This is a genomic window from Sphingomonas sp. BK235 (genome assembly GCF_004345855.1).
Classification (GTDB): Bacteria; Pseudomonadota; Alphaproteobacteria; order Sphingomonadales; family Sphingomonadaceae; genus Sphingomonas.
Genome location: NZ_SLXN01000001.1, coordinates 890,817 through 915,283 on the forward strand (window position 1 = coordinate 890,817; position 24,467 = coordinate 915,283).

18 protein-coding genes and 1 tRNA gene are annotated in these 24,467 nt (G+C 69.6%); 6 read left to right on the forward strand and 13 right to left on the reverse strand.

Going from position 1 to position 24,467, the window contains the following annotated elements; translation table 11 throughout:
* Positions 1–2: 2 nt before the first annotated feature.
* On the forward strand, positions 3–1,517 hold the full coding sequence (locus EV292_RS04110; protein WP_243693588.1) for a peptidase S10: 1,515 nt from the start codon (positions 3–5) through the stop codon (positions 1,515–1,517).
* A 280-nt stretch (positions 1,518–1,797) separates the two neighbouring features.
* Here the strand turns inward: EV292_RS04110 and EV292_RS04115 are convergent, their stop codons facing one another.
* Entirely contained in the window at positions 1,798–2,286 is a 489-nt protein-coding gene (locus tag EV292_RS04115; protein ID WP_207913331.1) for a helix-turn-helix domain-containing protein, read from the reverse strand.
* 96 nt (positions 2,287–2,382) lie between these two features.
* Between EV292_RS04115 and EV292_RS04120 the strand changes: the two genes are divergently transcribed.
* The 4 genes from EV292_RS04120 to EV292_RS04135 all read left to right on the forward strand — a co-directional run bounded on the left by EV292_RS04120 (position 2,383) and on the right by EV292_RS04135 (position 6,800).
* Positions 2,383–3,471 (forward strand): branched-chain amino acid aminotransferase, encoded by a 1,089-nt coding sequence (locus tag EV292_RS04120; RefSeq protein ID WP_132908184.1) that lies wholly within the window; start codon positions 2,383–2,385, stop codon positions 3,469–3,471.
* A gap of 36 nt (positions 3,472–3,507) precedes the next feature.
* Positions 3,508–3,582 (forward strand) — tRNA-Gln (locus EV292_RS04125).
* Positions 3,583–3,659: 77 nt separating this feature from the next.
* A complete protein-coding gene (locus tag EV292_RS04130; protein WP_165927006.1) occupies positions 3,660–5,834 on the forward strand; it encodes a TonB-dependent receptor in 2,175 nt (724 codons plus the stop codon).
* A gap of 69 nt (positions 5,835–5,903) precedes the next feature.
* Positions 5,904–6,800, forward strand: a complete 897-nt coding sequence (locus EV292_RS04135) for a glycoside hydrolase (RefSeq protein WP_243693589.1) — start codon at positions 5,904–5,906, stop codon at positions 6,798–6,800.
* On the opposite strand, the gene EV292_RS04140 is transcribed toward EV292_RS04135, so the two are convergent.
* The 12 genes from EV292_RS04140 to EV292_RS04195 all read right to left on the reverse strand — a co-directional run bounded on the left by EV292_RS04140 (position 6,737) and on the right by EV292_RS04195 (position 23,552).
* On the reverse strand, positions 6,737–8,332 hold the full coding sequence (locus tag EV292_RS04140) for a family 43 glycosylhydrolase (protein ID WP_132907866.1): 1,596 nt from the start codon (positions 8,330–8,332) through the stop codon (positions 6,737–6,739). The genes EV292_RS04135 and EV292_RS04140 overlap by 64 nt on opposite strands.
* Positions 8,329–10,710 carry a glycoside hydrolase family 127 protein gene (locus EV292_RS04145; protein ID WP_243693590.1) on the reverse strand — a complete coding sequence of 794 codons (2,382 nt, stop codon included), beginning with the start codon at positions 10,708–10,710 and terminating at the stop codon, positions 8,329–8,331. The genes EV292_RS04140 and EV292_RS04145 overlap by 4 nt, the downstream gene beginning before the upstream one ends.
* Positions 10,711–10,776: 66 nt before the next feature.
* Positions 10,777–13,068, reverse strand: coding sequence for a prolyl oligopeptidase family serine peptidase (locus tag EV292_RS04150; RefSeq protein ID WP_132907867.1), 2,292 nt, complete (start codon positions 13,066–13,068; stop codon positions 10,777–10,779).
* Between the two features lie 344 nt (positions 13,069–13,412).
* Complete coding sequence (locus EV292_RS04155; RefSeq protein WP_243693591.1) at positions 13,413–14,909, reverse strand: DUF4403 family protein; 1,497 nt, start codon at positions 14,907–14,909, stop codon at positions 13,413–13,415.
* A 425-nt stretch (positions 14,910–15,334) separates the two neighbouring features.
* Complete coding sequence (locus EV292_RS04160) at positions 15,335–16,093, reverse strand: phosphoadenylyl-sulfate reductase (RefSeq protein WP_132907869.1); 759 nt, start codon at positions 16,091–16,093, stop codon at positions 15,335–15,337.
* Complete coding sequence (locus tag EV292_RS04165; protein WP_132907870.1) at positions 16,086–16,517, reverse strand: DUF934 domain-containing protein; 432 nt, start codon at positions 16,515–16,517, stop codon at positions 16,086–16,088. Before EV292_RS04165 ends, EV292_RS04160 begins: the two co-directional genes overlap by 8 nt.
* 24 nt (positions 16,518–16,541) lie before the next feature.
* Positions 16,542–18,173, reverse strand: a complete 1,632-nt coding sequence (locus tag EV292_RS04170) for a nitrite/sulfite reductase (protein WP_132907871.1) — start codon at positions 18,171–18,173, stop codon at positions 16,542–16,544.
* 90 nt (positions 18,174–18,263) lie between these two features.
* Positions 18,264–18,560 carry a DUF2849 domain-containing protein gene (locus EV292_RS04175; protein WP_132907872.1) on the reverse strand — a complete coding sequence of 99 codons (297 nt, stop codon included), beginning with the start codon at positions 18,558–18,560 and terminating at the stop codon, positions 18,264–18,266.
* On the reverse strand, positions 18,557–19,357 hold the full coding sequence (cobA, locus tag EV292_RS04180) for a uroporphyrinogen-III C-methyltransferase (protein WP_132907873.1): 801 nt from the start codon (positions 19,355–19,357) through the stop codon (positions 18,557–18,559). Before cobA ends, EV292_RS04175 begins: the two co-directional genes overlap by 4 nt.
* 204 nt (positions 19,358–19,561) lie before the next feature.
* Positions 19,562–20,503, reverse strand: coding sequence for a DUF808 domain-containing protein (locus EV292_RS04185; protein ID WP_132907874.1), 942 nt, complete (start codon positions 20,501–20,503; stop codon positions 19,562–19,564).
* Between the two features lie 67 nt (positions 20,504–20,570).
* Entirely contained in the window at positions 20,571–21,980 is a 1,410-nt protein-coding gene (gene astD, locus EV292_RS04190) for a succinylglutamate-semialdehyde dehydrogenase (RefSeq protein ID WP_132907875.1), read from the reverse strand.
* 213 nt (positions 21,981–22,193) lie between these two features.
* Positions 22,194–23,552 (reverse strand): protein adenylyltransferase SelO family protein, encoded by a 1,359-nt coding sequence (locus EV292_RS04195; protein WP_132907876.1) that lies wholly within the window; start codon positions 23,550–23,552, stop codon positions 22,194–22,196.
* A 37-nt stretch (positions 23,553–23,589) separates the two neighbouring features.
* Here EV292_RS04195 and EV292_RS04200 point away from each other — a divergent pair, with 37 nt between their 5' ends.
* On the forward strand, positions 23,590–24,465 hold the full coding sequence (locus EV292_RS04200) for an alpha/beta hydrolase (RefSeq protein ID WP_132907877.1): 876 nt from the start codon (positions 23,590–23,592) through the stop codon (positions 24,463–24,465).
* Positions 24,466–24,467: the final 2 nt, after the last annotated feature.

The window sequence follows — 24,467 nt, forward strand, 5'->3', positions numbered from 1 at the left end:
ACGTGGCCAAACCCCTCCGCCTGTTCCTCGCCACCTTGCTGTTCGGCACCAGCGGGCTGACCCATGCCCAGTCGGAGAAGACCGACAAGACCGTCACCAAGGTGGAGAGCAAGAAGCAGGACGCCGAGAACAAGCTGCCCGCACTGCCCGCCGACCGCACGATCACGCAGAGCGCGCGGATCGGCGCGCGGACGATCAGCTACAAGGCGAGCGTGGGCACGATCGCGGTGCGCGACGATAGCGGCAAGGAGATCGGCCAGGTCGTCTATACCGCCTATGTCGTGCCCGGGCGCGACCCGTCGCGGCCGGTGACCTTCGCGTTCAACGGCGGGCCGGGCGCGGCCTCGGTCTATCTCAACATGGGCGCGGTCGGCCCCAAGCGCGTCCAGTTCGGCGCCCAGGGCGACTCGCCCTCGGACGCGCCGATCGCGCGCGACAATCCCAACAGCTGGCTCGACTTCACCGATCTGGTCTTCATCGATCCGATCGGCACGGGGTTCAGCCGCAGCCTGGTCGACGCCGACGAGACCAAGAAGGCGTTCTACGCCAACGATCCCGATATCCGCTATCTGTCCAAGATCGTCTACGACTGGCTGGTCAAGGAGGAGCGGCTACGCTCGCCCAAATACGTGATGGGCGAGAGCTACGGCGGCTATCGCGCGCCGCGGATCGCCTATGAGCTCCAGTCGCAGATCGGCGTTGGGGTCAACGGGCTGATCATGGTCTCGCCCTATCTCGATCCCGCCTCCGGCGACGACGCCACCGCGCTGTCGCCGCTGCCCTGGATGATCGACCTGCCCTCGATGGCGGCCGCGAACCTCGAGCGGCAGGGGCGGCTGACCCCCGCGGCGATGGCCGAGGTCGAGGCCTATGCGCGCGGCGACTTCGCGCGCGACCTGCTGCGCGGCCGCTCCGACCCGGAGGCGACCGGGCGTGTCGTCGGCCGCGTGACGCAGCTCACCGGGCTCGACCCCGCGCTGGTGCAGAAGCTCGGCGGGCGTGTCGACAGCCGCACCTATCTGCGCGAGATCCACCGCGGCGAGGGGACGATCGGCAGCGTCTATGATTCGAACGTCACCGCCTTCGACCCCTTCCCTTGGTCGGCGCAGCAGCGGTCGAACGACCCGATCCTCGACGCGCTGATCGCGCCGACCACCAGCGCGATGGTCGATTTCGTCACGCGCGAGGTCGGCTGGAAGACCGACGCGCGCTACAACGCTTTGTCGTACAAGGTGAACGAGGCGTGGGACCGGGGCAAGCCGGCGGACACGCCGGTGACCGACCTGCGCAAGGCGATCGCCAACGATCCCAAGATGAAGGTGATGATCGTGCACGGCTGGGACGATCTGTCCTGCCCGTTCTTCGCGTCGCGGCTGATCGTCGACCAGATGCCCGCCTTCGGTGCCGCGGAGCGCGTGCAGCTGCGCGTCTACCCCGGCGGGCACATGTTCTACTCGCGGAACGACAGTGGGGCGGCGTTCAAGGCGGATGCGGAGCGGCTGTACGGGGCCGGGTGAGACGCGGGAGAGCACCGACCGCTCACGGTCACCTGCTCGCCCCACGTTCTCACCAGCCCGTCATCCCGGCCTCGAGCCGGGATCCATGGTGCCGCGCGAGCAACGTCGGCGTCTCTCGCGGCACGATGGATCCCGGGTCAAGCCCGGGATGACGATGGAGGGAGCAGCTTTCGCGACAGCGGATGATGTCGGTCCGGACTTCTGGATGCAGACCACGCCCGCGACGACGGATGGGGAGGGGCTCTCCTCTGGTCGTGCCGCCGCGCGCCGCGCCGGCGCCTCAGCCGCGCAGCGCCTCGACCCGCCCCATCTCGTCCGCCGGGATCAGCCCTTCGAGCACCGCCCAGAAGCCCGTCACCGCGCCCTGGCCGGCACGCGAATAGGCCGCCGACAGTTTCTCGCGCAGCGAATCGTACAGCTCGCTCTCCAACGCGGTGCCCTGCGCGGTGAGCCGCAGCAGCCGCTGGCGGCGGTCGCGCTCGCCCGGCCGCGTCTCGACCATGTTGCGCTCGATCAGCTCGTTGAGCACGCGCCCGAGCGACTGTTTGGTGATCGCGAGCAGCGCCAGCAGCTCGCTCACCGGCATGTCGGGCTTGCGCGCGATGAAATAGAGCGCGCGGTGATGCGCGCGGCCGAGGCCCTGTTTGGCCAGCCCGCGATCGATCGAGCGCGTGATGTGGCTGTTGCCGAAATAGAGCAGCTCGATCCCGCGGCGGATCTCGGTCTCGCGCAGGAAAAGCGGCGAGGCGGATTGGGTTGAGGCAGCCATGTTGACCGGCTTTGCCATCGGCCCTAGGCCACCGCAACCCGGCAATGCGATCTCTTGTCGCGGCGCCCGGCCATCGCCGACCCTGGTCCCTGGGAGCTGATTTCCGTGAACTTCGCGTTCGAGCCGCATCCGTCGCCCGTCCCCGCCAATGAGCGTACCGCGCGGCTGGTAGACCCGGGGTTCGGGCGCGTCTTCACCGATCACATGGCGATCCTGCATTATTCGGAAGGGCGCGGCTGGCACGACGGGCGCATCGGCGAGCGCGTGCCGCTGACGATGGATCCGGCCTCGTCGGTGCTCCATTACGCGCAGGAGATTTTCGAGGGGCTCAAGGCCTATCGGCTCGAGGACGGCGGGCTGGCGCTGTTCCGCCCCGAGGCCAATGCGCGCCGCTTCAATGCCTCGGCGCGGCGCATGGCGATGCCCGAGCTTCCGGAGGCGCTGTTCCTCGAATCGTGCGAGCGGCTGGTGCAGACCGAGCGCGACTGGATGCCCTCGGTGGAGGGCGGCTCGCTCTACCTGCGCCCGTTCATGATCGCGTCGGAAGCGTTCCTCGGCGTGAAGCCGTCGGCCGAATATCTCTACATGGTGCTGGCCTCGTCGGTCGGCGCCTATTGGAAGGGCGGCGCGCGCGCGGTGTCGCTGTGGGTCAGCCACGAGTACACGCGCGCCGCGCCCGGCGGCACCGGCGCCGCCAAGTGCGGCGGCAATTACGCCACCAGCCTGGTCGCGCAGCAGGAGGCGATCCGCCGCGGCTTCGACCAGGTCGTGTTCCTCGACGCCGCCGAGCGGCGCTGGATCGAGGAGCTGGGCGGCATGAACATCTTCTTCGTGTTCGAGGACGGCTCGCTGCAGACCCCGCCGCTGACCGGCACGATCCTGCCCGGCATCACGCGCGACTCGATCCTCCAGCTCGCGCGCGACGAGGGACTGGTGGTGCGCGAGGAACCCTATGCGATCGAGCAGTGGCGCGCCGACGCCGCGAGCGGGCGGCTGGTGGAGAGCTTCGCCTGCGGCACCGCCGCGGTGGTGACCCCGATCGGCCGCGCCGCCGGCCCCGACTATGAGTTCACCATCGGCAGCGGCGCCACCGGGCAGCTGACCGCGCGCTTCCTCGACCGGCTGAGCGCGGTGCAGCGCGGGCGCGCACCCGATCCGCACGGCTGGTTGCGACGTATCGGTTGAGTTGTGCGCCGCGCGCGGCTAAGCGCGCGGGCCTGTTGGGGCGTCGCCAAGCGGTAAGGCACCGGTTTTTGGTACCGGCATTCGCAGGTTCGAATCCTGCCGCCCCAGCCAGTCTCCTTGCGAGAAGGTGTTCCTGTTCGATGCCGCTGGCCTCGATGGCCCTTTGGCGGGCGATACGGAGGCACGTCTTGCTCGACCTCGATGCGGAGCCGGGGGCGGGGAGCGAGTCGCCCGCGCTCCTGGGCTGCGACACCTGCACCATCCGCCTGAGCCTGCCGGAGGATCGGCGCGACAAGGTGATGGCCCCCTATCGCGCAGCTTATGGGCTCAGCAGCGGCACGCGTCACAACAGATCCCTGAGCGGCGCGCTCCAGTGGAGGGCGAGCGCTCGGCTCAATTTCGTCCTGGAGGGTTCCTATTTCGGCGGTCGATCCGCGGGATCCTATGCGTCGCTGTTCCTGCGCACGCGCGAAAACTATTACACCCTGCAGAATGTCAGATACGCCAGTGATGGCGCTCTGCTGGGATATGACATCTTCAATCTTCCAGATGACGAGGGCGAACTGAAAAACCACGGTCGCCTCACCACTGGCTTCGACGGCGGGCGCAGCGAGGGCAGCTCGCATTCGTATCGCACGAATCTGGAAACACATTATGCCGTCAGTGGATTGTCCATCGACGTCAGTGCGCAATATCAATGGGGCGATACGCAAGGCTACTCCAACGGGCACAGTGGCGAATATTTCGGGCTCACCCAGGCCCGGATCGACTTCGACTCGCCCCATGTCGCCAATAACGGCCCCTATTTCTCGTTCAACGTCTCGCCGACGGATGCATCGCTCGGCCGGATCACCGGCCTCCGCGACAATATTTCCGCGGGGAAGAACAACTCGGTCTCGACGCAGGTCGACATCCGCAAGGATCTCAGCCGCACCGGACTGTTGCGCGTCGGTCGGTTCGGCGCGCGCTATGTCCACAGCGACAATCAGTTCAGCACCAGCTATCGCAACGCAAATTGGCAAAATCCGGAGACGGAGCCGCTGCTGACATCGGTCGTCGGGATCGATCCGGTGACCATCGCCCCCCGCTTGCCATCGGGTTCGCCGATGCGCTGGACGCAGCTCGACTCCGACCAGTTGTTCGCGCGTTGGCCCGAGGTCACCGCGTTCATCATCGCCAACCGACCGGATGAGCTCGTTGGACCTGGTAGTAACCGAGGAGTGGCCGCGCACTTCGCGGATCGGCGGCCGGACATCGGCGACCCGGTCAACGTCGGTCGAACGACCGAGAACGTCTTCGCGGCCTATGCCAGCCTGGGCTACGGGTTCGAATGGGGACTGCCGTTCGACGGCGAAGTCGGCCTGCGCTACGTCAACACCTTCGCCTCGATGATGGGATCGAACATCCGCATCGGGGCACAGATCTACGACGAGTTCGATCGTCCGACCGGCAAGTTCTTCCCGAACGTCTATACCCTGACCTCGGTGCGCGGCAATTATATCGATCTTCTTCCGAGCGCCTTCATCAACGTCGCGCTCGCGGAGAAGCTGAAGCTACGCGGCAGCTATAGCCACAACGTACAGCGCCCCGGCCTGTACTCGCTGCGCAATTTTCTCCAGTTCAATTATGCCAATCCGAACGACCCGGTGTACGCGGGCAATCCCGACCTCAAGCCTACCCGGACGGACGATTTCAACCTGGCGCTCGAATGGTATTTCGGCCGCGGCGGGATCATCTCGCTCGGGGGTTTCTCGAAGAACCAGAAGGGGTTCATCTACGAGACCCGGCAGCAGGAGTTTGTTCCGGAATTTCACGGACTGCATTATGTCGTCAAGCCGCGCAATGCCGGCCCGGGACAGACGCAGGGTTTCGAATTCCAGGCGACCAGCTTCTTCACCTTTTTGCCGGGTGTCCTCCGCAACCTCGGCGTCACGGCCAATGCCACGTGGATCCCGACCGCCGACCTCTATTTGCCGGCCGAATCCGAGGAGGAGGAAGAGACCGGCGTGATCCACTATGAACTGGTAAAGAAACGCGCGCCCTACGTATCGCGCTGGAGCTATAATGTGATCGGCTATTATGAGTCGAAGCAGTTCAGCACCCGTATCGCATATAATTGGCGATCCACCTATCAGACCGGCGTCGACGCCATCGACGAGAATAACATTGTCTCGGATCGCGCGACGTCGCGACTGGATGCAGCAATCAACTACACGCCGGTCAAATTCCTGACGGTCTCCATCGAGGGAACGAACTTGCTCAACGTCATCGACAAGAATTATTATTATCTCTTCCCGGATCTGCCGACCGGACTCAATTCGATGAGCCGGCGGTTCACGCTCGGCGCGCGCTTTCGCTTCTGACGGGGGCGGGCGCAGCGCGCGCCCTTCCGGCCATCGCCTCGGCCGCCACCATTCTCGGGAGAAGACCGGATGTTCCTCGCTCTCGCCGCGGCGATCGTCGCCGCGCCCACCGCCACCGCCACGCCGCCCGCGCGCGTCGTCGACTATGCCGAGCGCACGATCGGGCCGCCGCCGGCCGATCTCCAGCTCGATCCCTTCTACCGCCGCTATCTCGATGCGGCGGGGCTGCCCATCGTGTCGTCGGCGGCGGTGCCCGATGCCGCGCTGCTCGCCGCGCGCGACATCGCGGTGGAGATGCTGGTCGAGCGGCCCGATCTGCGCCGCGCCATGATCGCGCGCCATTTCCGCGTCGTGATCATGGGCGTGGACGAGGGCACGCTCGATCTGCCCGAACAGCGCAAGTGGAAGAAGCCGTCGCGCTACGATCCTCGCCTGACCGCCTGCGAGCAGAAACATAATGACGAGCGGATCGGGCGGATGACCGATGCGCAATATTGGAATGCGCGCGCGCGCGGCATGGGCGGCACGCTCACCAGCGCCGCCACCGAGAACCTGCTCGGCCTGCCCGGCACGCGTTATTATGGCGAGAACATCTTCGTCCATGAATTCTCGCACGGCATACTGGAAGCGGCGCGCTGGGCCGACCCGGCGCTCTATGCACGGGTCGAGCGTGCTTATGCCGCGGCGATGGCGCGCGGGCTGTGGAAGGGCGAATATGCCGCCACCACGGTCGACGAATATTGGGCCGAGGGGACGCAGACCTGGTTCAATTCCAATCGCATCGCGGTGATCGACGGCCAGCGCGTGCTCGATGATCCCGATCTCGCGCGCTATGACGTCGCGCTCTACAACGTGCTGTCAGAAGTCTATGGCGAGCGCCACCGGCTCGCCGCCGACGTCTTCTACCGGCACGCGGCGCGGGTTCCCCCGGGCGGCGTGCCCGCCTCCACCGCCGAGGTCTGCTGATCGCGGCGCGCGGCGCGCGGTGCGAGCGCCTCCCATTCCTCCACCGCGACGCCGGCATAGTGACCGTCGACACCCGAGGCGTCGAGGATCGCGCGCAGGCATCGCGTCGTCACCGGCGCGAAGGTCATGCTGTGCCAGCCGTCGCGCCCAGTGGTGGCGCGCGCGTTCAGCCTCTTCCAGCCATGGTCCCAGTAAGCGAGATGCCAGGCACGCGGTGGCGCGACACCCTCGCGCGCGCCCGCGGGGTGATCCGCCCAGAAGCGCAGGCGGCTGCCGTTCAGCGTCACCGGTCGCAGCCAGCGATATTCGATCCACTGGCGCGGCGGGTTGGACGGCGACCAGCTTCCCCACAGGTCGGGCGGCAGCGGCGCGGTGCGGACGGTCCCGTCGTTCAGCGCCTTGATCCAATATTGCGATGGCACCGGCTCGTTCGAGGCGTGCGGCTCGGCCGCGGCGGCGAGGTTGCGCGTCGGCGGGGCGGCCGGGCGGGGGCGCCGCGTCGCCACCACCGGCCGGATCGCGGCGGGCACGACGCTGTCGTCCCACGCGAGTCGGTCGATCGCGACGCTGCGGCGGAAATGACCGCCACCCACGGCATCGGCGGTATGGTAGGTCAGATACCATTGCCCCTTGAACGCCACCGCACCCGCGTGGCTGGTGGTGGAACTCACCGGACGCAGCACCGTCCCGCGCCAGGTCCACGGCCCGAGTGGGGAGGGGGCGGTGCCGTAGGCGATACAAGCGTGATACACCGCCGGCGTACAGGATGAGCCCGGCCCGGCGTTGTTGGCGGCGTACAGCATGTAATAGGTGCCGCGCCGCTTCATCAGCCAGGGCGCCTCGAAGAAGCCGGTCAGCGTGCGTACCGCGACGATCGGACCCTTGGGCGTGATCATGTCGGAAGCCAACTCGACGCCACGCAGCTGGCCGAACGTCCCCCAATAGAGATAGACGCGCGCATCGTCGTCGATCAGGACGGTCGGGTCGATGTTCTGGATATCGTTGGCGACGGGCCGGCGCTGCGACACGATCGGCCCCGCCGGGTGCGCGTCGCGCCACGGACCGGTGATCCGCTCGGCCACCGCCACCCCGATGGCGAAGCGGTCGCGCGCGTCGCTGTCCTGCTCGATCACGGGGGCGTAGAAATAGAAGCGCCCGTCCGCCCCCTTGACGATCTCGCCACCGTAAGCGCGGCCGTGATCGGCCCAGGCGAACATCGCCTCCGGACGCGCGATCGCGGGATGATGCCGCCAGCGACCGGCGGCGGGATCGCGGGTCGACAGCAGCTGCCACTCGTTCATGATGAAGTCGTTGACCCCGTCGGGCGCCTCGTCGCGGCCGGCGAGGATCCACAAGGTGTCGCCATCGACGATCGGCGCGGGGTCGGTGGAATAATAGCGCCCGTCGGCGAGGATCGGATTGCCCGGCGCGGTGACGGCGATTCCCTCCGGCGGCGCCGTGAAGTCCGGCTTGGGCGATGACGGGGCGGCGAGCGTGAGCGCGACGAGCGCGCGGCCGATCGCGCGCCTCATCGTCCGTCCCCCGTCGCGACGAGCAGCCGCGCGCCGTAGATCGGTCCCGCGCTGCGTCCCTGGTGCGGCACGACGCGCACGTGCAGCGCGGCCTTGCCCCGGGTCAGCGCGAGCGGCAGCGGATAATCGCGGTCGACGAAGACACCGGGGGCATCGCCGCGAAGGGTCACGCTGGCCACAGTCGCGCCCTCGACCAGCACGTCGAACGCGCGGTCGGCATCCTCGCCCCAATAGGTCAGTTGCAACACCAATGGCCCGCGCCGTGCCTTGAGCGTGAACGCCATGAACCCGCCCGTACGCACGTCGCGGCCGTTGCGACCGTGCAAGGTCACCGGCCAGGAATAGTCGCCCTCGAGCGCGTGGTCGCGCTCGGGCTGCATCTCGCCGAAGTGCAGCACGTCGACCGAGCGCGCCGCGATCGCCTGCTGGCGCGATCGCTCGGCGCGGAGAGCGGCTTCCGCCTCGCGCCATTGCTCGGGCGTGAAGTGACGGAAGTAGATCGCGCTGCGCCGATCATATTGGCGGTAGAAGGGCACGAAGGTCAGGTCGCCGGGGCGGCCGACCCCGGCGGCAGTGAAGGTCGCCGCGCGCCCCGCCACCGGCTTGAAGCCCGCGAGCACATCCTCCCCCACCAGTACCGGATCCATCCCCGAACGGTTGACCGCCGCCGGCCCCAGATCGGCGGCGAGCACGAGCGGCCCGCGCAGCACCGCCACCGCGTAGCCGCCCGGCGCCGCCTCCAGCCGCAGCGGCAGCGGCAGCGTGATCGCGACCGTGTCGCCCTCGCGCCACTCCCGCTCGACGACGGCATAGCCCGCTTCGTGGCTCACGCTCGTCGGCCCGCCGTTGACGGTGACGCGCGCGTCTCCCGCGGCCCAGCCGGGAAGGCGCAACGCGACCGCGAAGAAACCGGCGCGCGCGAGCGCGGTGAAGCGCAGCCGCGCCTCGGGCTCATAGGGGTAAGCGGTGTCCAGCGTCAGCGTCGCCCCGCGCGTCCGCCACGCGGCGCGCGCCGGGATGTAGAGGTTGACCAGCAACATGCCGTCGCCCTCCCAGAAGATCGAGTCGCCGTGCTTGGCATGCGCCTCCATCCCGCTGCCGCCGCAGCAGACGAAACCCTCGTGCCCCGCGGGCGCATGGTTGCGCCCCGCGCCTGACTGCATCGGGGTGAAATAAGTGAAGCCCGTCTTGCCGGGGTCGAGCTGCGCCAGCGTATGATTCAGATGCGCGCGCTCGTAATAGTCGAAGAAGGCGCCGTCCGGCCGCTGCGCGTACAGTGCGCGCGTCAGCTTGAGCATATTGTAGGTGTTGCAATGCTCGCAGGTCGCCTCGGTCAGATGGTGCGCGATCTGGTCGGGACCGAAGAAATATTCGCGATCGGCGTTGCCGCCGATGACGAAGCTATGGTGGCGCGTCACCGTCTGCCAGAAGAACAGCGCCGCGGCGCGATAGCGTTCGTCTCCGGTGAGATCGTGGAGCCGCGCGAGCCCGACGAGCTTGGGCACCTGCGTATTGGCGTGGAGGCCGGCCAGCCGGTCCTCACCCGCCGCGAGCGGATCGAGCACGCGCCGGTCGTAGAGGCGCTCGGCGATCCGCAGCCATCGAACATCGCCGGTCCGCGCGTGAAGTTCGGCGAAACTCTCGTTCAGACCGCCATATTCGCACGCCAGCAACCGCTGCATCTGCGCGTCGTCCAGCGCCGCGAAGACGCGCGCGAAATAGCCGGCGAGCCCGAGCAGGACGGTCAGCGCGGTCGCATTGCCCCAGCCGGCATGGACGTCGAGCAGCCCGGCGAACAGCTTGTGGACGGTGTAGAGCGGTGACCAGGAACCGTTGAGATCGAAGCCGCCGGAGCGGATCTCCCCGCGCATGATCTCGGGGAAGATCTCTTCGCCGTCGACGATCGCGTCCTCGCCCTTCCGCTTGCGGCCGAGCGCGCCGACATAGCCGGTGCCGCGCCGGGCCTGCGCCTCGGCCAGCTCGCCGACGATATAATCGGCGCGCGCGCGGCACTCGCCATCGCCGGTCTGTTGGTACATCAGCACCAGGGCGGTGAGATAATGGCCCAGCGTATGCCCCGCCAGCGAATCGCTCTCCCACCCGCCGTAGATCTCGGCCTTGGGAGCGAGCCCGGCGTAGCGGCGCACGTTGTGGAGCAGCCGGTCGGCGCTGAGACCGAGCAGATAGCGGTGATTGGCCGCCACCGCGGTGGCGAAGTCCGATGGCGCGAGCCGCACGTCGCTGAGCGCGAGCGGAGTGGCCCGGCGCGGCAGTCGCGATGGTACCGCGGCACCGGCGCGGATCGGCCATGGCACCGCGACCGCCGCCGCGATCGAGGCACCTCGGCGCATCGCGCCGCGACGGGTCAGCGGGTCCATGACATCTCCTCCGTCGGACGACCGGGCCGGGGATCGCGCGCACGGCGGGGCGAGCGGGCGATCATCTCACGACCGCGCGGGTGGGGCTTCGTTCAGCAGGTGCCGAACAAAATAGTCCCACATCTTGAGGAAGAAGAAGGGTTGGTAGAGGCGGTGCGAGGTGTTGGGCAGGATGACCACATCCACGTCCCGCCCCTTGGCGATCAGCGCGGCAGCAAGCCGATAGGTCTCGGTCACGGGGACATTGTCGTCGACGTCGCCGTGGATCAGCAGCAGCTTGCCGCGTAGATTTCCGGCCACCGACATGTTCGAGTTGCGCTCCCACACCTCCGGCGCGGCGAGCCCCATCGAGACCTCGGGCCACCACGCCTTGTCGAGCCGCAGATCGTGGTTGCCCGCGCCCGCCACCGCCACCTTGAAGAAGCCGGGCCGGCGCAGGATGAAGCGCGCGGCGTCATAGCCGCCCGCCGAGAAGCCGAACACGCCGGCGCGGTCCGGATCGATCGACGGATAGCGCACTGCCATCTGGCGGATCATCGCGATATGATCGTCGATCCCGACCTCGCCCAGGTTCTGATAGGCGGGCAGGCGGAAGGCCTGCCCGCGCCCCGACGTGCCGCGCCCGTCGATGGTGACGGCCACAGCGCCCAATTGCGCGACACTCGCCGGCGGCGCGCGTACGGCATCGCGCCACGTCACCGGCACGGCATGCGTCGTCGGGCCGGTGTAGACATAGTCGATCACGGGGTAGCGTCGCCCCGGGTCGAAATGCGCGGGTCGCCAGATCATGCCGTAGAGCGGCGTCTTGCCATCCGCCGCCAGCCCGCGGAAGGGCTCGGGCATCGCGTAGCCCTGCGCGAGCAAGCCGGCGGCGTCAGCGCGGCCCAGCTCGGCGACGATCCGCCCGTCGACCGTCGAGCGAACGACAGTCACGGTGGGCTTGGTCGGGCTCGACATCGCGTCGACGAACCAGCGGCCGTCGGCGGATACCTCGACGTCATGGTCGATCGGCTCGGGGGTGAGCAGCATCGGCGGCGCGCCGTTCAGCGTCACGCGATACAGGGCGCGGCAATAGGGATCGCGATCGTGCTCGCGCCCCATCCCGGTCAGCAGGATCGTGCCCGCCGCCGCGTCGACGCGGTTCAATGCGGTGACTTCCCAGTCGCCGCGCGTGAGCGGGAAGCCGCCGTCGGGATCGTCGGGGCGCACCAGATACAGCTGCGCCCAACCGCTGCGCTCCGACGTCACCAGCTCGCCGCCCAGCGCGGGCTCGGGTCGGAGCTCGGTGGCGGTCACGGTGACCAGCGGCTTCACCGCTTCCCGCGCGACGGTCGTCGCCACTCCGGTCATGGGATCGACGCTGAAGATCTCGATCTTGCCGTAACCGCGTTCGGTGCGCTGGACACGGATCGTGCGGTCGATCCATCCGACATAAGGGTCGCCCGGATAGAGAAGCTCGCCGTCCGGCACCGCCAGCGGGACCGACCGCGCCCGACGACGCGCCAGCGCCTGCTCGACGTCGACCGCCAAGAGGCTGAAGCGCGGCACCTTTGCCGCGCCGGCGAGCGGATAGATGTAATGGAAGCTGCGCGGATAGGGCGTGCCGGGGTTCTGCTGCGTCATCGTCAGCGGGATCACCCCGCGCGTGTCGAGCCGCCAGGTCACGATCGAGCGGCTGTCGGGGGACCAGCGCACCGACACGGGCATCGGCGGCTCCTCGGATCCGGTCCGGATCATATCCGCGAGCAGCGCCAGCCCGCGGCCATAGGGCTGTTCGCGCGTCCCATCGCGGGTCAGCGCGACCTCGCGCCCCGAGCGACGGTCGCGCGCGACCAGATCATAGCCGTGCGCGACGATCTCGAACCGTCCGTCAGGCGAGCGTGCCGCATTCGGGTCGGACGGCGCGTCGGGCGTGCCGTCCAACCTCCCGTCGGCCGACAGCGACCAGCGCCGGCCGCCGAAGTCGAAGCGGTAGATGCCATCGGCATAATCGGCGCCGTCGAGCCCCACGCCATAAGCCGAGACCTGCCGCCCGACTGCTCGCGACAGCATGTCGGCGAGCCGCGCCTCGGTGACGATGGCGTGCGATCGACCCTGTGCCAGATCGTAGACCATCAGCTCGCTGCTGCCGCTCGCGCCGAGGCGGTAGAGGACGCTGCGGCCGTCGCGCGAGAACATCGGATGGAGGTCCGTGTTCGCCATCAGTCTGTCATACCCGCCGTCGTAGAAGGCGCTGGCACGGGCATATCGCTCGGCGATCGGCGCCAGCGGCGGCGGAGCAAGGGCAGCCCGCGGCAGTGCGGACGTCACGGTTGCCGTCGTCGCCATGAGGATCGCGGCCGTGACGTGTTGGACCATCCGTTCAACTCCTCGCCGGTCGTCTCCCGGCGCCTCACTCTATGATCATCGTATTCGGTATACCGCGAAGGTCAAAGGGCTGGCGGTGATCGGGAATAGTTATGCAAGACAAATTGTTAGCTGGAGAGCCGGGCGTCCGCGGCGCGGGACGTTCCCCAGAATGGCGATCCTGTGGGGCGGAGCGGACCACCTTGCGCCGGGCGCTGCTCGCGCGCTCAGACCTGCCGCCAGCGCGGCCGGGGCGGTCCGGCGCTGACGTCGCTGGCCTGCGACCTCCTGTAGCTCGGGCGCGGGCGGGTGAGCGGCGCTCGACGTCTCGGACGGTCAGCGGCTGCGACGGCGCGTCACCGCGGCCGGTACGCGATCTCCGCGGTCCCCTGCGCGCGCACGGGCAGGAACAACCCCGCGCCGGTGACCTGCAACTGCCCGTTCTCCACCGAGGTGACGTCGGTCGAGAGGAAGAAGTCGCCCTGCTGTCGCGCCCCGATCGCGCGCTGCGCCTTGCCGAGCACCTCGGCATAATCATCGTGGAAGTCGTGCTGGAGCGCGAGCGCCACCGCGCGCTGCACCTGCGCCTCGCCGAGCAGCCGGATCAGCAGATCGAGCGCGGCCGAGTCGGTATGCGCCACTAGCTGGACGTCGCGCGCGCGCACCAGCTGCGAGCCCGGCTCGTTGTACGGCACCGCGGTGAGCCAGGCCTCGCCGCTGGTCGCGGCGCTGCCGGCCGCGCGCGGCGCGACCCTGGCCTGCACGCCCACCGCGAGCCGCTCTCCCGCGGTGGCATAGACCGTCACCTTGCCGAACGTGACGTCGACCGGCCCGACGCCCGCGACGCTGATCCCGCGCGCGGCGAGCTTGCGCAAGGTGCGCTCCACCACCGGTTCGAGCGTGCGATAGTCCGCCAGCACCGGCACCGAGAAACGCAGCCCGACGCGGGCGCTCACGCGCGACGGCGCGGGCAGCGGTGTCACCGCGGGGTCAGGCGGACGATCGCCGACGAAGGTCTCGGTCAGCGCCTCGGCGGCGAGCGTCAGCCGCAGCGTTCGCCCCTCGACGCGATAGCCGCCGAACCCGAGCGCGCGCGGCGTCACGCGCAGCCAGGCGGGCGGGTTGCGCTTGCTCAGCTCGATCGCGGTGAAACCCTGCGCCCAGAGCTGGTCGAGCTGGTCGCGCAGGTGCAGCTTGGCGAGCTGACGCGGCAGGTCGCGCTCCAGCTTGCGCACGATCCCCTTGAGCCTCGCGTCGGCGCGCGAGGTGAAGGTGACGCGCTGGCCGGCGATGTCGACGCCGGGTTCCTCGCGCCAGTCATAAGCGATGTGGAGTGTGGCGCTGGGCTGCCAGTCGCCGACGATGCCGAGCCGTCCGGTGGCGCGGACCAGCGCGCTGCCGGTCGCGGTCTTGCTCAGCACGCCGCCGACGTCGCGCGCGGCGATCGCGGCCTGGACCCGCATGACGATGTCGATCCGCTCGCCCCGGCCCGACACGCGGATCGCGCCGCGGGTGACGCGACCGACGAGGCGACAGCCGAGATCGGGCAGGACCTTCACCGTGCCGATGCCGAGATCAACCTTCTTGGCGGCGACGCAGCGGTCGCGATGCTGGTCGATCGTCCAGAGGACGCGCGGCGTCTCCTGATCGAGCCCGCGCTCGAGCGCGGCGAGATCGGCGGTGACGGGCACCACGATGGTCGAGCTCTCCGCCGGCAGCTGCCCCGCTCGCGCCTCGACCCGCGGCGGCGCGGGCGTGTCGCGCTGCTTGCCGCAGCCGCTCAGCAGCGCGGCGATGGCGAGGAGCCCGAGGGCGGCAGAGCGCGGCGGTGCGGGGAGGGCGGTACGCGGCACGATCGACTCCCCCGGGGTGCGGCTGAGCGCCGCGCCGTCGGCCGGCCGATTGATCCGCGGCGTCGACCGGGGTGTCAAGGGCGGGGGCGGAAGGTCGTGCGCTACGTCGTTGAGTTTGCAAGCTGTGGGGAACGCGGGACAACCGTACAACCCTCCCGTCATCCCGGACTTGTTCCGGGATCCACCCCACCGCAGGAGCAGCTCGCGGCGCGTTCGCGGCACGGTGGATCCCGGAACAAGTCCGGGATGACGGATGAGGAGGAACGTTCCGCGACCGTCGCAACGGTTTGCGGAAGCTGTGATTTACTTGAGTGACAAGCCCGGTGTGAAGGAAGGAGTGCGCAGCGGCGATCGCTCTCGACCATAGGACATCAGCCTACCGCCGCGACCTTCCGTCATTCGCAGGCGGACACACGCCAGCCCGCTTAGAACGCCGGCTCCTCGCCCGGTTTGCCCGCGACATGGATGCCGCATTCCACCTTGTCCCAGCCGCGCCAGCGCCCCGCGCGCGGGTCCTCGCCCGGGCGCACCTTCGAAGTGCAGGGCGCGCAGCCAATCGACAGATAGCCCTGCGCCTCAAGCGGATGGTGCGGCAGGTCGTGCTCGCTGAAATAGGCGTCGAGCCGCTCCTTCGACCAGTCGGCGAGCGGGTTGATCTTGAGCCGCCCGTCATCGACCTCCACGCGCGGGATCGCGCGCCGGGTAGAGGCCTGAAAGCCCTTGCGCCCCGAGATCCACGCCGCGAACGGCAGCAGCGCGCGCCGCAGCGGCTCGACCTTGCGCAGCTCGCAGCAGCCGTCGGGGTCATACGACCAACGCAGACCCTTCTCGTCCTTGAGCCGCAGCAGCCGCGGGTCGGGGCGGAACACGCGCAGGTCGGTGAAACCGAGCCGCTCGGCGAGCTCGTCGCGATAGGCCAGCGTCTCGCCGAACATCTTCTGCGTGTTGGTGAAGATCACCGGCACGTCGCGATCCACCGCCGCGACCATGTGGAGCAGCACGGCGGACTCGGCGCCGAACGACGACACCGCCGCGATCCGTCCCTTGAGCGGACCGCCGATCAGTTCGGCGAGCAGCTCGGGCGCGGTGGCGTCGGCGTAGCGCGCGTCGAGCGCCGACGCCTCCTCCGCGGTGAAGGTCGGCGTCACGTCGATCGTGTCGAGCTGGCGCGCGGGCTCAGCCATGACGCAGTTTCCACACCGGCACCTTGGCATCGGCGGCGCGCTGATAGGGGGTCGGATAACGCGCCAGCGAGCGCTCCAGCACCGCCGCGTCGACCGCCGCCTCGGGCGCGAAACTGTCGAAGCCGCAGCGGCGCATGTGCGGGATCTGGTCGACCAGCACATCGCCCGCGGCGCGCAGCTCGCCGGCATAGCCCGCCTCGCGCAGGATCCGCGCGCTGGAATAGCCGCGCCCGTCGCGGAAGCTCGGGAACGACACCTCGACCAGCGCGAGCCGGTCGAGATGCGGCAGCAGCGCGCGCGCGTCGTCGCCCGCCTCCAGCCGCACCGCGCCGGCGTTGGTCTGCCCGGCGACGAAGGCGTCGAGCGTTACCGCGGGCTCGTCATGCGCCTCGTCATCGCGGTAGCGCAGCACGTTGTCGCTCATGCGATGATCCTCCGGGCGCGCGGCTCAACCATAGATCGCCTCCTTGAACGGTTGCATGCCGACGCGGCGATAGGTGTCGACGAAGCGCTCGCCCTGTTCACGGACCTGAAGATAGGTGTCGGTGACTCGCTCGATCGCGTCGACCACGCCGTCCTCGTCGAAGCCGGGGCCGGTGATGCGGCCGAGGCTGACGTCTTCCGCGCCCGAGCCGCCGAGCAGCAGCTGGTAATTCTCGGTGCCTTTCTTGTCGACGCCGAGGATGCCGATATGCCCGGCGTGATGGTGGCCGCAGGCATTGATGCAGCCCGAGATCTTGAGCTTGAGCTCGCCCAGATCGCGCTGCCGCCCGCCGTCGGCGAAGCGCTGGCCGATCTTCTGCGCCAGCGGGATCGAGCGCGCGTTGGCGAGCGCGCAATAGTCCAGCCCGGGGCAGGCGATGATGTCGCTGATCAGGTCGAGATTGGCCTCGGCCAGCCCCGCCTCGGTGAGCTGCTGCCACACCGCGTAGAGGTCGGCCTTGCGGACGTGCGGCAGGACGATGTTCTGCGCGTGGGTGACGCGCAGCTCGTCGGCGCTGTAGTGCTCGGCGAGATCGGCCATCACATCGATCTGCTCGGCCGAGGCGTCGCCGGGGATGCCGCCGATCGGCTTGAGCGAGATGTTGACGATCGCATAACCCGGCTGCTTGTGCGGCTTGACGTTCTGGTCGAGCCACAAGGCGAAGTCGGGGTCGGTGCGGTCGACGCTGTCGGGCGCGGCGGGGTCGAACGGCGGGGGCGCGAACATCGCGCTGATCCGCGCCAGCTCGGCCGCGGGCGGGTCGATGCCGAGCTGCTTGACCGCGCGGAACTCCTCCTCGACCTGGCGGCGATACTCGTCCGCGCCGATCTCGTGGAGCAGGATCTTGATCCGCGCCTTGTAGATGTTGTCGCGGCGGCCGTAGCGATTGTAGACGCGCAGACACGCCTCGAGATAGCTCATCAGCTCGTCCGCGCCGACGAAGTCGCGGATCAGCGGTGCGATCATCGGCGTGCGCCCCATGCCGCCGCCGACATAGACTCGCGCGCCGAGTGCGCCGTCCCGCTCGACCAGCTGGAGCCCGATGTCGTGCAGCCGCATCGCCGCGCGGTCCTCGTCGGCGGCGATCACCGCGATCTTGAACTTGCGCGGCAGGTAGGTGAACTCGGGGTGGAAGGTGCTCCACTGGCGCAGCAGCTCGGCCCAGGGGCGCGGGTCGGTGACCTCGTCCGCGGCGGCGCCGGCGAACTGGTCCGAGCTGATGTTGCGGATGCAATTGCCGCTGGTCTGGATCGCGTGCATCTCCACCGTTGCCAGCTCGGCGAGGATGTCGGCGGCGTCCTCCAGCTTGATCCAATTGTACTGGATGTTCTGGCGCGTGGTGAAATGGCCGTAGCCGCGGTCGTACTTGCGCGCGACATGGGCGAGCATGCGCATCTGGCGCGCGTTGAGCGTGCCATAGGGCACCGCCACGCGCAGCATATAGGCATGGAGCTGGAGATAGAGGCCGTTCATCAGCCGCAGCGGCTTGAACTGATCCTCGCTCAGCTCGCCCGCGAGCCGGCGCCGGCACTGGTCGCGGAACTCGTCGACCCGTGCGTCCACGATCGCCTGATCATATTCGTCGTAGCGGTACATTCGTCGTTCCTAGCTCCTTCCGGCCATGGGAAGGGGGAGCACCACCCGCAGGCGAGTGGTCGCCCTCCCCACGCCGGGGAGGATCGTTTCTCATATTACCCAGCTGCCCGCGTTGGGGTCGGCCGGCTTGAGCGTCAGGTCGGTGCGCACGGTCGGGCCGAGCGCGCGGATACGGTCCTTGATGTGCGCGGGGCGCGGACCCTCGGCGGTCGCCGTCGCCTCGATCACATAGGGCACGTTGACGCGTCGCGCCGCTTCTTCCTCGCGCGCGATCGCCTCGGCGCGCTCGCCCGCGTCGATCGCCTCCGCGATGTGCCGCGACCAGCCGCCGCCCGCCCACCAGACCACGTCGCCGGTCGGCAGATCGTTGCCCGTCACCAGCCTCATGCCGAGAGACTCCCGACGCTCTCGGCGACGCGCGCGTAGCCGGCGAGCCGGTCCTCGGCGTCGGACAGCTCGACCACCTCGCCGACCACGATGATCGCCGGGCTGGCGACCTGCTCGCGCGCCACCATCGCACCGAGATCGGCCAGCAGCGTGCGCAGCGCGCGCCGGCCCGGCAGCGTGCCCTTCTCGAGCACCGCGACGGGCATGTCGGGCGCGACGCCGTCGGCCATCAATTTGTCCGCGATCGCCTCGGCGGTGGCGACGCCCATGTAGATCACCAGCGTGCGACCCTGGCCGGCGAGGCCGGACCAGTCCTGATCGGTCAGCCCCTTGCACTGGCCGGCGACGAAGGTGACCGCCGAGCTGTGATCGCGATGCGTGAGCGGCAGCATCGCCTCGGCGGCGCAGCCGAGCGCGGCCGAGACGCCGGGGATCACCTCCACCGCGAGGCCGGCGGCGCGCACCGCCTCGACCTCCTCACCGCCGCGTCCGAAGATGAAGGGGTCACCGCCCTTGAGCCGCACCACCACGCTGCCGGCGCGGACGTGCGCGACGATCAGCGCGTTGATCGCTTCCTGCGGCAGCGTGTGGCGCGCGCGGCGCTTGGCCACCGAGATGCGCTGCGCGGTGCCGGGGGCCAGCGCGAGCACGCGGTCGTCGATCAGCCCGTCGTGGACCACGACATCGGCGAGGCGCAGCGCCTCCACCGCGCGCACCGTGAGCAGCCCGGGATCGCCCGGTCCCGCGCCGACGAGAATGACGCGGCCGCGCGCGTCGGGATCGAGAAGGCTTGCCATGCCCGCAACATGGGCGGCGGGTAGGGGGGCGCGCAACCGTTGTTCGCTTGTCGCGTGCCTAGCCTGGCTTTTTCCCCGGCCCGGTGGCGTGAGCGCCTGCGGGCGAGCAGGTGCCCGGGCCATCGTCACAACCCGGAGGCGGACACACCCCGGCACACCGGCGGCCAGCGGTCGACCTCGCGCGCGGATGGGCCGCAGATCCTCTCAATGCGCCTCGTTGCCGCCGCGGTGGAACAGATGGAGCAGCCCCGCGATCGCGCTGCCTACCGCCAGTCCGACCAAGCCTGACAGCGTCGCGGTCAGCAGCCAGCCGAGCACCGCGCCGAGCGCCGGCACGCCATGCTCGACGCGCTCGGCGAGATGGTGGACGAGATGCTGCGGCGCGCGCCATCCCAACGTCTCGGCGCCGTGGAGCAGGATGCCGCCGCCCACCCACAGCATCGCCGCGGTGCCGATCACCGCCAGCCAGCGCATCAGCACGGGCACGCCTTTGACCAGCCCGCGCCCGATCGCGCGCAGCGCGGGCGAGGGGCGCTGCGCGAGGTGCAGCCCGACATCGTCCGCCTTCACGATCAGCGCGACGACGCCGTAGACGCCCGCGGTGATCGCCACCGCCACCACCGCCAGCGTGATCGCCTGGGTCAGCAGCGGGGTGTCGGAGACCTCGCCGAGCGCGATCGCCATGATCTCGGCGGAGAGGATGAAATCAGTGCGGATCGCGCCCGACACTTTCTGCCGCTCCAGCTCGGCGGGGTCGGTGCTGGCGTCGGCCTCGTCGTCGTGATGCCCGCCGGACAGGGCCTCGATCACCTTCTCCGCTCCCTCGAAGCACAGATAGGCGCCGCCCAGCATCAGCAGCGGGGTGATCGCCCAGGGCGCCCAGGCGCTCAGCCCGATCGCGACCGGCAGCAGGAAGACGATCTTGTTGCGCAGCGACCCCAGCGCGATCTTGCCGATGATCGGCAGCTCGCGCTGCGGCGACAGGCCGGTGACGTAGCGCGGCGTCACCGCGGTATCGTCCACCACCACGCCCGCCGCCTTGGTCCCCGCCTTGGCCGCGGCGCCGGCCACGTCGTCGAGCGAGGCGGCGGCGAGGCGAGTCAGGCCGGCGATGTCGTCGAGCAGCGCCACCAATCCGCTGGGCATCATCTATCTCCCTGTTCGCGCGCGCTGATGCCCGGCGCACCCGGGGCTGTCGAGGGGCGGCGTGGGTTCAGCCGTCGGCCAAACCGATGCCGATCGAGGCGCGCGCCGCCTCGGCCTCGTTCGACACCACCGGATAGGCGCAATAATCGGCCGCGTAATAAGCGCTCGGCCGATGGTTGCCGGACCAGCCGATGCCGCCGAACGGCGCCGAGGAGGAGGCGCCGTTGGTCGGCCTGTTCCAGTTGACGATGCCCGCGCGCGCGCCCGCCCAGAAGCGGTCGAACAGCGCGGGCGTCTGGCTGATCAGCGCGGCGGACAGGCCGTAGCGCGTCGCATTGGCCTCGGCGATCGCGGCGTCGAAATCGTCGACGCGCACCACCTGGAGCAGCGGGCCGAACAGCTCCATGTCGGGCCGCTCGCTCACGTCGGTGACGTCGATGATACCGGGGGTGAGGAACGGGCGCTCGGGATCGGGGCGCGCCATGTGACGGATCGGGCGGCCGCCCTTCATCATCAGCGCGAGGAAGCTCTCGCTCAGCCCGTCGGCGGTCTCATTGTCGATCACCGGGCCCATGAAGGGCTGGGGATCGTCGTGCGGCGCGCCGACGATCAGCCGGTTGGTCAGCCTGGTCAGTTCGGCGAGCAGCGCGTCGGCCAGCGTGTCCTGCACGATCAGCCGCCGCGCCGCGGTGCAGCGCTGCCCCGCGGTGGTGAAGGCCGATTGCGCCACCAGCACCGCGGCGGTGGGCAGGTCGGGCGTGTCCCACACCAGGATCGGGTTGTTGCCGCCCATCTCGAGCGCGAGGATCTTCTCGGGCTTGTCGGCGAAGGCGCGGTTGAGCGCGATGCCGGTGCGCGCCGAGCCGGTGAACAGCAACCCGTCGATCCCCGGATGCGCCGCGAGCGCCCGGCCCTCCTCCGGCCCGCCGATCACGACGCGCACCGTCTCGGCGGGGACCCCCGCGGCGTGGAGGCACTCGACCAGGAACAGCCCGGTCGCGGGCGTCTTCTCGGACGGCTTGAACACCACCGCATTGCCCGCGATCAGTGCGGGGACGATATGGCCGTTGGGCAGGTGCGCGGGGAAATTGTACGGGCCCAGCACCGCGAGCACGCCGTGCGGCTTGTGGCGCAGCGCCATGCGGCTGTTCATCGGCGCATCCATGCGGCGCTGCGCGGTGCGCTCGGCATAAGCGGTGACCGAGATGTCGACCTTGGCGACGACGCTGTCGACCTCGGTGCGCGCTTCCCACAAGGGTTTGCCGGTCTCGCGCGCGATCACCTCGGTGAAGGCGTCGGCGCGCTGGCGCACCACGTTGGCGAAGCGGCGCAGCGTCTCGATGCGGAAGGAGAGCGAGCGCGCCGCCCATGGCACGAAGCCGTCGCGCGCCGCGGCGACCTCCTGATCGACGTCGCTCGTCGGGCCGCGCCAGAGCTCGGCGCCGGTGGCGGGCTCGTACGAGATCAGTTCTGCCATGCGCCCTCTTCGCGCACTTTGCGTAACTTGCCAATCGGGGGCGGGGGAAGGGGGCACGCGCGCGCCGCTCACCCGACTGGCGTCATCCTGAGCTCGTCTCAGGATCCACGGTGCGGCAGGAGCTAACGATCTGGTGTTCGCGGCCCGGTGGATCCTGAAACGAGTTCAGGATGACGCTGGGGAGGAGGCGGTTTGATTTCGCCCGCGCCTCTCTCACCCCAGCGCCTCCGCCATCTGCCGGATCGCCGCCAGCTTGGCCGCGAACGCGCCCCAGTCGTCGCGCTCGGCGATCGGCGCCCAGATCGCCTCGACCTCGTCGATAAGCATCGCGCACGGTTCGCCGCGCCAATAGGCATGGTCGCGCGGCCTGCGCGCCGCATAGTCCGACAGCGCCGCGCGCACCCCGTCCCATTCGGCGCCGTAGCGCTCCGGCAGTTCCTGCGCGAACACGTCGAAGAAGAAGCGGTCGAGCCCGACCCCGCTCGCACGCAGCGCGCGCTCCACCGCCTGCACCAGCGCTCGGTCGCTCGCCTCGTCGCGCGAGGCGCGTCCCATCCGCCACAGCAGCGCCGCCGCCACTGCGGGCTGATACGCCGCCGCGAACCCGTCGAGCGCCGCCACCAGCGGGTCGCTCTCCGCGATCAGCCGCAGCGAGGAGGCGAGCTGCATCACGTCCCACAGGATCGCCTCGGGCTGACGACCGAAGGCGTACAGCCCGCCATGGTCGAAATAGGCAGCGGTGAAGCCGGGGTCCCATGTCGGCGCGAAGCGCCACGGGCCATAATCGAAGCTCTCGCCGGTGACGTTGATATTGTCCGAGTTGAGCACGCCGTGGACGAACCCCGCCGCCATGTAGCGCGCCGCCAGCACCGCGGTGCGCGCCACCACCAGCTCGAGCAGCCGCACCGGGTCGTCGCCGGGTTCATCGTACAGCTCGGTCAGCACGTAGCGCACCAGCCGCCGCATCGCGTCCTCGTCGCGGTGATAGGCGAGCCGCTGGAAGGTGCCGATACGGATATGGCCATGGCTCAGCCGCACCAGCACCGCCGCGCGCGTCGGTGAGGGCTCGTCGTTGCGCTCCAGCGCCTCGCCCGTCTCGATCAGCGAGAAAGTGCGCGAGGTCGGCACGCCGAGCGCCTCGAGCATCTCGCTGGCGAGCACCTCACGCACCCCGCCCTTGAGCGTCAGCCGGCCGTCGCCGAAGCGGCTCCACGGCGTCTGCCCCGATCCCTTGGTGCCGAGATCGAGCAGCCGCCCGTCGCGGTCGCGCAGCTGCGCGAAGGTGAAGCCGCGCCCGTCGCCGATATCGGGGTTGTACGCGCGGAACTGATGCCCGTGATAGCGCAGCGCCAGCGGCGTCTCGAGGCTGTCGGGCAGCGGCATGAAGCGGCCGAAGTGCGCCACCCATTCCGCGTCGTCGAGCCCGCGCAGCCCCACCTCCGTCGCGGCGCGATCGTTGCGGAAGCGCAGCCGCGTCTCGGGGAAGTCGGCGGCGCGGACGGGATCGTAGAAGGGCTCGCCGAGCGAGAGGATCGCGCGCTCGGGGCGATATGCTTGCGGGTCGAAGGGCATGCGTGGATATGGGGGCCGCGGAAGCGGGGAAGCAAGCATGGCGGGATTTCGCGACGTCTATTGGTGGTCCGCCGACGGGCTGCGGCTGCACGCGCGCGACTATCCCGGCCCCGCCGGCGACGCCTCGCCGCCGCTGCTGTGCCTGCCCGGGCTGACGCGCAACGTCCGCGACTTCGAGCCTCTGGTCGCCGCGCTGGACGGGCGGCGGCGCGTGCTCGCGGTCGAGTTCCGCGGCCGCGGCGAGAGCGGCTATGCCAAGGATCCGATGACCTATGTCCCGCTCACCTACGCGCAGGACGTGGTCGCGCTGCTGACGCAGGAGTCGGTCGAGCGCGTCGTCGCGGTCGGCACCTCGCTGGGCGGCATCGTGACGATGCTGCTCGCGGGCATGCTGCCGGGGCGGATCGCGGGCGCGCTGCTCAACGACATCGGTCCCGCGATCGAGCCGGGCGGGCTGGCGCGGATCCGCGGCTATGTCGGCAAGCCGAGCAACTATCCCACCTGGCTCCACGCCGCGCGCGGGCTGCAGGAGAGCAACGCCGATGCCTATCCCGGCTGGACGATCGAGCGCTGGCTCGCGATGGCGAAGCGGCTGTACCGGCTCAACAGCGCGGGACGGATCGTGCTCGACTATGACATGCGGATCGCCGAGCCGTTCCGCCTGCCCGGCGGCGAGGCCGGGCCGGACCTGTGGCGTGCCCTCGCCGCGCTGGGCGAGGCGCCCGTGGTGGTCGCGCGCGGCGAGCGCAGCGACATCCTCAGCGAGGCCACCGCGATTCGCATGACCGAGACGCTGCCGCGCGCCGAGCGCGTCACGGTGCCGGGGGTGGGCCATGCCCCGCTGCTCGACGAGCCGGTGCTGCTGCCCGCGATCGATCGGCTGCTCGCCGCCACCGCGGAACCCGCGCGCTGACG